We start from the raw sequence: 607 nt of genomic DNA on the forward strand, positions 1-607 counted from the left end.
CGTCCACGCAAGTTGTGCTGAGCGGTCGTCAGCAGGCTGCCAGCGAAAGCGACCTGATCGCGCAGATCGGCACCAACGTTAACGGAACCGACGACATCAGTTGGGTTCTGCGCGCGCTGCAGCCGCGGCTACCGGACGGGCAGTATGCGGTGCGGTACATGCCGAACGACCCGCCGACACAGGCGCAGCGGGACCAACTCTGGGCGGACGTCAGCAACTCGTTGAACGCCGGCTACGGGGTGGTGGCGAATATCGTTGCGCCGCCTTCGAACTACCCGCGCGGCGTTAAAGGCTCTGTGAGCCCGAACTATTCGGGAGGCACGGTGTACCACTATGTGGCGATCATGGGTATCGACCCGGATGCGCGCGCGCTGTGGATCGCCGACCCCGGGTTCTCCCCGTTCGGTTATTGGATCTCGTTCGACCAGATGGCCACGCTGATCCCGCCGAAGGGATACGCCTACGCCACCGCCACCCCGGCGGAGGCGCAACCCGCCCCGCAGCCAACGGGTTCTGGCGACGAGTTCAAGGCTTGGGTGGCGTCGGCCACCGACCGGAAGTTGCTGGAGTACATCACCAACCAGCTCGGGCCGGGCGATCCGGCATG

At 65.6% G+C, this 607-nt stretch carries 1 protein-coding gene; it reads left to right on the forward strand.

Annotated features, from left to right (window positions below; genetic code table 11):
- Nucleotides 1-607, forward strand: a 607-nt coding sequence (locus A5622_RS12075) for a C39 family peptidase (protein WP_197508002.1), incomplete at both ends; no start/stop codon positions are given.

The sequence above is a fragment of the Mycobacterium sp. 1245801.1 genome, assembly GCF_001673055.1.
GTDB classification, from domain to species: Bacteria; Actinomycetota; Actinomycetes; order Mycobacteriales; family Mycobacteriaceae; genus Mycobacterium; species Mycobacterium europaeum_A.